This is a genomic window from Enterobacter cloacae complex sp. 385G4 (assembly GCF_057320665.1).
Map to the genome: position 1 here is coordinate 49,291 of NZ_JBXWDD010000015.1, position 6,438 is coordinate 55,728.

The window sequence follows — 6,438 nt, forward strand, 5'->3', positions numbered from 1 at the left end:
CACTGGGATGCGCTTTAGAATGCTCAAGTTCGACTCCATACTTGCCGATAGCCAGCCACAGACTCTCATTCAATGTAAAGGTGCTACTGACTACACCTGTAAGATAAGTAAGATGGGGAAAGCATGAGCACCATTTTGATTGTTCTCGCTGCTATGCTGGTCAGCGCATTGATTGCAGGGTGGCTGTACAGGCGACGCATACAGCGCCGTTACCGGCTGCCCTTTTTAAATGCCTTCGCGGGTGCGACAACGCGTAAACTGACGCAAGACGAGCGCGATGCAGTTGAAAACTATCTCGAAACGCTGAACCGTTCTCAGTTAACGCCTGGGCCGACGGGAGCCACGACTGCACCTGTGGCGCTTAAGCTTAACGCGCAAAGTGACACCGTGCTCTGCGTGACGCGCTCCATCACGCGCTACGGCATTACGACTGACGACCCCAACAAGTGGCGCTACTACCTGGATTCGGTTGAGGTGCATCTGCCTCCGTCCTGGGAGCAGTACATTAACGACGAAAACAGCGTTGAGCTGATTCACACCGATTCGCTGCCGCTGGTAATCTCGCTCAACGGCCATACCCTGAATGACTATCTTCACGAAGCCCCGCGCTTTGCGCTGGAACGCGCGAGTTCAACGCAGGCCTCTATTCGTGGTGAAGAGACCGAGCAGATTGAGCTGCTGAATATTCGTCAGGAGACGCATGAAGAGTACGCCCTGAGCCGTCCGGACGGTATTCGTGAAGCCATCCTGATCGTTGCCGCTTTCCTGCTCTTTTTTGTCTGCCTGCTGACGCCGGACGTCTTTGTCCCATGGCTGGCGGGTGGCGCGGTGTTGCTTCTTGCGGCCGGGCTGTGGGGGCTCTTTGCCCCACCGGCCAAAACCTCGCTGCGGGAGATCCACTGCCTGCGTGGCACGCCAAAGCGCTGGGGCCTGTTCGGTGAGAACGATCAGGAGCATCTCAACAATATCTCACTCGGGATTATCGACCTGATCTACCCGCGCCACTGGCAACCGTGGATTGCGCAGGATTTAGGGCAGAAAACCGATATTGATATCTATCTTGACCGCCACGTTGTGCGACAGGGGCGCTTCCTTTCTCTGCATGATGAAGTGAAAAATTTCCCGCTTCAGCACTGGCTCCGCAGCACGGTCATCGCCGCCGGCGCCGGGCTGGTGTTTATCATGCTGCTGCTTTTCGTGCCGCTGGATATGCCCATCAAATTTACCCTGTCGTGGATCAAAGGCGCGCAGACCATCGAGGCGACCAGCGTCAACCAGCTCGATGAAGCGGGTGTACGGGTGGGCGATACGCTGCGCCTGAAAGGCACCGGAATGTGTAATATCCATACCCCGGGGGCGTGGAACACGCGCCAGAATTCACCGTTCACGCCGTTCGACTGTTCGCAAATTATCTGGAACGACGCCCCGCCGCTGCCGCTGCCGGAATCCGAAGTAGTGAATAAAGCCACGGCGCTGACCCAGACGGTCAACCGCCAGCTGCACCCTAAACCGGACGATGATTCACGCGTCAGCCCCGCGCTGCGTTCCGCTATTCAGAAATCAGGCATGATTCTGCTGGATGATTTTGGCGACATTGTCCTGAAAACCCAGGACTTATGCTCCTCGCAGGATGAGTGCATACGCCTCAAGAACGCGCTGGTTAACCTCGGGAACAGTAAAGACTGGGACTCGCTGGTGAAACGCGCCGAGGCGGGACGACTGGATGGCGTCAACGTGCTGCTGCGTCCGGTCAGCGCGGAATCGCTTGATAACCTGGTCGCCACCTCGACATCGCCGTTTATGATGCGCGAAACCACCCGGGCGGCTCAGGCGCTCAACAGTCCGGCACCGGGCGGCTTTGTGATTGCCAGCGATGAAGGCAGCGACCTGGTCGATCAGCCTTACCCGCAGGTAGCGCTTTATGACTACCCGGCCCAGGAGCAGTGGAGCCAGTTCCAGCGTCTGGCGCAGATGCTGATGCAAACGCCGTTCAGTGCCGAAGGGATTGTCACAAGCATCTACACCGACGCCAACGGCACGCGCCATATCGGCCTGCACCGGATGCCGGACAGCGCAGGATTGTGGCGTTACATTGGCACCTCTCTGCTGATGATCGCCATGCTGATCGCCATTTTCTGGAACGGTTTTATGGCCCTGCGCCGCTACCAGCGCTCCCGCACGCGTCTGGCGGAGATCCAGCAATATTATGAGAATTGCCTCAATCCTAAGCTGATCCCCTCCTCTGAGAGCCTGATCTGATAACGTCGTTGCGCGACAAGATGTGCTACCCTGTCGCGCACGTTTCTTCTGGCTGGAGTTCCCCCCTATGCATCTTGATATCGACTGGCAGCAGGTCGACACCGTTCTGCTGGATATGGACGGCACGCTGCTCGATCTCGCCTTTGATAACTATTTCTGGCAAAAGCTGGTGCCGGAAACCTATGGTGAGCAGCAGGGTATCTCCCCGGCAGAAGCGCAGGCGTTCATTCGTTCGCAATATAGCGCGGTGCAACATACGCTAAACTGGTACTGTCTGGACTACTGGAGCGAGCGCCTCGGTTTGGATATTTGTGCCATGACCACTGCCCAGGGACCACGCGCCGTGCTGCGCGAAGATACGGTTCCCTTCCTGGACGCGCTGAAAGCAAGCGGCAAGCGCCGTATTTTGCTGACTAACGCGCATCCACATAACCTGGCCGTGAAGCTGGAGCATACGGGACTGGCGTCGCACCTTGATTTATTACTTTCCACCCACACATTTGGTTATCCGAAAGAGGATCAGCGGTTGTGGCATGCGGTGAAGGAAGAGACCGGCCTGCAGCCGGAGCGCACGCTGTTCATTGACGACAGCGAGCCTATTCTGGATTCTGCGGCAACGTTTGGCATTCGCTACTGTCTGGGCGTCACTAATCCTGACTCTGGCCTGGCTGAAAAAAGCTATCTGCGCCATCCGGGACTGAACGACTACCGCCAGATGATCCCCTCACTGGCCGTGAAGGAGACGCCATGAAAGAAAAGCCCTCAGATGGGGTAAGACTGGATAAATGGCTGTGGGCAGCCCGTTTTTATAAAACGCGCGCCCTTGCCCGTGAAATGGTTGATGGCGGTAAAGTGCATTACAACGGCCAGCGCAGCAAGCCGAGCAAGCTGGTTGAGCTGAACGCCATCTTAACGCTGCGCCAGGGCAACGACGAACGTACGGTAGTGATTAAAGCCATTACCGAACAGCGGCGGCCCGCATCGGAAGCCGTACTGCTTTACGAAGAGACGGCTGAAAGCGTTGAAAAGCGAGAGAAGACCGCGCTGGCGCGCAAAATGAATGCGCTGACCATGCCCCACCCGGACCGGCGACCGGATAAAAAAGAGCGCCGCGATCTGATGAAATTTAAACACGGTGAGAGCGAGTAACCCTCACCCGCACGAGAGATGAAAATGGCCCAACACGACCAATTACACCGCTATCTGTTTGAACAATTCGCCGTGCGCGGCGAGCTGGTCACCGTATCCGAAACCTGGAAACAGATTCTGGAAAACCACAACTACCCGCTGCCGGTGAAGACCCTGTTGGGCGAACTGCTGGTTGCCACCAGCCTGCTGACCGCAACGCTGAAGTTTGCAGGTGATATCACCGTGCAGCTGCAGGGTGACGGCCCGATGACGCTGGCAGTGATCAACGGCAATAACCAGCAGCAGATGCGCGGCGTAGCGCGCGTTCAGGGCGACGTTCCTGAAAATGCTGATCTCAAAACGCTGGTGGGCAATGGCTACCTGGTGATCACCATCTCCCCGGAGGAAGGTGAACGCTATCAGGGCGTGGTCGGTCTGGAAGGCGATACCCTGGCAGCCTGCCTGGAAGATTACTTCATGCGCTCCGAACAGCTGCCGACGCGTCTGTTCATCCGTACCGGTGAAGTGGACGGCCAGCCTGCTGCGGGCGGCATGCTGCTGCAGGTTCTGCCAGCGCAGGACGCGCAGACCAATGACTTTGAGCATCTGGCGACGCTGACCGAAACCATCAAGGCGGAAGAACTGTTCAACCTGTCGGCGACCGACGTGCTGTGGCGTCTGTACCACGAAGAAGAAGTGACCGTGTACGATCCGCAGTCCGTGGAGTTTAAGTGCACCTGCTCGCGCGAGCGCTGCGCTGGCGCACTGAAAACTCTGCCGGATGAAGAGATCGACAGCATCATGGCTGAAGACGGCGAAATTGATATGCACTGTGACTACTGCGGTACGCACTACGTGTTCAATTCAATGGATATCGCTGAAATCCGCAATAACGCCTCTCCGGCGGATCCGCAGGTTCATTAATACGCTACCCCTCACCCTGCCCTTTCCCCTTTGCGGAGAGGGTTAGGGTGAGGGGCAAAAATCCCCCAAAAGCTGAATCGTTTTCCCTGTGTAACTCTTACGTAATTTACTTACATGTATGCGATTACATTCACATTCTCTCCGATAAAATCACCACCTCTTAACCTTTTCGGAACATTTTCCCCAACCAAAAAGCGATTCCTGCGATAATCCGCCTGCACTGTGACTGGAGTCGCAGCGTTTTCCGTTAGTAAGGGTTTTATCCAGATGCACAAATCTATGAGCCCCGTCGCGGTTAACATCCCCAGAAAAACCCTACAATTTCAGGCAGTACATATTGGCTAAGGAGCAGTGATATGCGTGTTACTGGTTTAACCCCGCAAGATCTCAAGGCTTATGGTATTCACGACGTCCAGGAAATCGTCTACAACCCCGATTACGATACGCTGTATCAGGAAGAGCTCAATCCAGCACTGGAAGGATACGAGCGCGGTGTGTTGACGAACCTTGGTGCTATCGCCGTCGATACCGGTATCTTTACCGGTCGTTCGCCGAAAGATAAGTATATCGTCCGAGACGAAACTACCCGCGATACGCTGTGGTGGGCTGACAAGGGCAAAGGGAAGAACGACAACAAACCGCTCTCCCCGGAAACCTGGCAGCATCTGAAAGGGCTCGTCACCCATCAACTTTCCGGTAAGCGTCTGTTCATTGTCGACGCTTTCTGCGGCGCTAACGCCGATACCCGCCTTTCCGTGCGTTTCATTACCGAAGTGGCCTGGCAGGCGCATTTCGTTAAGAATATGTTTATTCGTCCGACCGACGAAGAGCTGCAGGACTTCACACCTGACTTCATCGTGATGAACGGTGCGAAATGCACTAACCCACAGTGGAAAGAGCAGGGTCTGAACTCCGAAAACTTCATTGCCTTCAACCTGACCGAACGTATTCAGCTGATCGGCGGTACCTGGTATGGCGGCGAAATGAAGAAAGGGATGTTCTCGGTCATGAACTACCTGCTGCCGCTGCGCGGTATTGCCTCTATGCACTGCTCGGCGAACGTCGGCGAGAAAGGCGACGTAGCGGTGTTCTTCGGTCTTTCCGGCACCGGGAAAACTACGCTCTCCACCGATCCAAAACGCCGTCTGATTGGCGATGACGAACACGGCTGGGACGATGACGGGGTGTTTAACTTCGAAGGCGGTTGCTACGCGAAGACCATTCGCCTGTCTGAAGAGGCCGAGCCGGATATCTTCCACGCGATCCGCCGCGACGCGCTGCTGGAAAACGTCACCGTGCGTGCCGACGGCTCTATCGACTTCGACGATGCGTCAAAAACCGAAAACACCCGCGTCTCTTACCCGATCTACCACATCGACAACATCGTGAAGCCGGTGTCAAAAGCGGGCCATGCCACGAAGGTGATTTTCCTGACGGCGGATGCGTTCGGCGTGCTGCCACCGGTTTCCCGCCTGACCGCCAGCCAGACGCAGTACCACTTCCTCTCTGGCTTTACCGCCAAGCTGGCGGGTACCGAGCGTGGCGTCACGGAGCCAACCCCAACCTTCTCCGCCTGCTTCGGTGCAGCCTTCCTGTCGCTTCACCCGACGCAGTACGCTGAGGTGCTGGTGAAACGCATGCAGGCATCCGGCGCGCAGGCCTACCTGGTGAATACCGGCTGGAACGGCACCGGCAAACGTATCTCTATCAAAGATACCCGCGCCATTATCGACGCCATTCTGGATGGTTCTCTGGATAACGCCGAAACCTTCACGCTGCCGATGTTCGATCTGGCCATTCCGACGGAACTGCCGGGTGTGGACACGCGTATCCTCGACCCGCGCAATACCTACGGATCGCCGGAACAGTGGCGCGAGAAGGCGGAATCTCTGGCGAAGCTGTTTATCGAGAACTTCGAGAAGTACACCGATACCCCGGCGGGCGCTGCGCTGGTGAGCGCGGGTCCGAAGCTGTAGGTAAAAGCAAAAAGGCAACGAAAGTTGCCTTTTTTAATGTTTTCTCCCTCTCCCCGTGGGTGTACAGTCCGGGGACATGGTAGACAGGTGTTCGGGGACATGGTGAACACTTTTTAACATCCTTTACCCATGGTGATCGACTTTTTCTTCA

Annotated in this window: 5 protein-coding genes; all 5 read left to right on the forward strand. The window is 56.2% G+C overall.

What is annotated here, in order from left to right; all coding sequences use genetic code 11:
• Nucleotides 1-123: 123 nt before the first annotated feature.
• Nucleotides 124-2,259 carry an intracellular growth attenuator family protein gene (locus AC2FAJ_RS22265; protein WP_028014667.1) on the forward strand — a complete coding sequence of 712 codons (2,136 nt, stop codon included), beginning with the start codon at nucleotides 124-126 and terminating at the stop codon, nucleotides 2,257-2,259.
• Nucleotides 2,260-2,326: 67 nt separating this feature from the next.
• A complete protein-coding gene (gene yrfG / locus AC2FAJ_RS22270) occupies nucleotides 2,327-3,010 on the forward strand; it encodes a GMP/IMP nucleotidase (RefSeq protein ID WP_060573440.1) in 684 nt (227 codons plus the stop codon).
• Entirely contained in the window at nucleotides 3,007-3,408 is a 402-nt protein-coding gene (gene hslR, locus AC2FAJ_RS22275) for a ribosome-associated heat shock protein Hsp15 (protein ID WP_207119891.1), read from the forward strand. Before yrfG ends, hslR begins: the two co-directional genes overlap by 4 nt.
• Nucleotides 3,409-3,426: 18 nt before the next feature.
• The gene (gene hslO / locus AC2FAJ_RS22280; RefSeq protein ID WP_161495995.1) at nucleotides 3,427-4,311 is read left to right on the forward strand and encodes an Hsp33 family molecular chaperone HslO; all 885 of its coding nucleotides are present in this window, start codon (nucleotides 3,427-3,429) and stop codon (nucleotides 4,309-4,311) included.
• Nucleotides 4,312-4,667: 356 nt separating this feature from the next.
• Nucleotides 4,668-6,287, forward strand: coding sequence for a phosphoenolpyruvate carboxykinase (ATP) (gene pckA, locus AC2FAJ_RS22285; protein WP_041911911.1), 1,620 nt, complete (start codon nucleotides 4,668-4,670; stop codon nucleotides 6,285-6,287).
• Nucleotides 6,288-6,438: the final 151 nt, after the last annotated feature.

Excerpts from the sequence above, each read along its gene's own strand:
- AC2FAJ_RS22265 (WP_028014667.1), top strand. The coding sequence starts at position 124 with ATGAGCACCATTTTGATTGTTCTCGCTGCTATGCTGGTCAGCGCATTG.
- yrfG (WP_060573440.1), top strand. The coding sequence starts at position 2,327 with ATGCATCTTGATATCGACTGGCAGCAGGTCGACACCGTTCTGCTGGAT.
- hslR (WP_207119891.1), top strand. The coding sequence starts at position 3,007 with ATGAAAGAAAAGCCCTCAGATGGGGTAAGACTGGATAAATGGCTGTGG.
- hslO (WP_161495995.1), top strand. The coding sequence starts at position 3,427 with ATGAAAATGGCCCAACACGACCAATTACACCGCTATCTGTTTGAACAA.
- pckA (WP_041911911.1), top strand. The coding sequence starts at position 4,668 with ATGCGTGTTACTGGTTTAACCCCGCAAGATCTCAAGGCTTATGGTATT.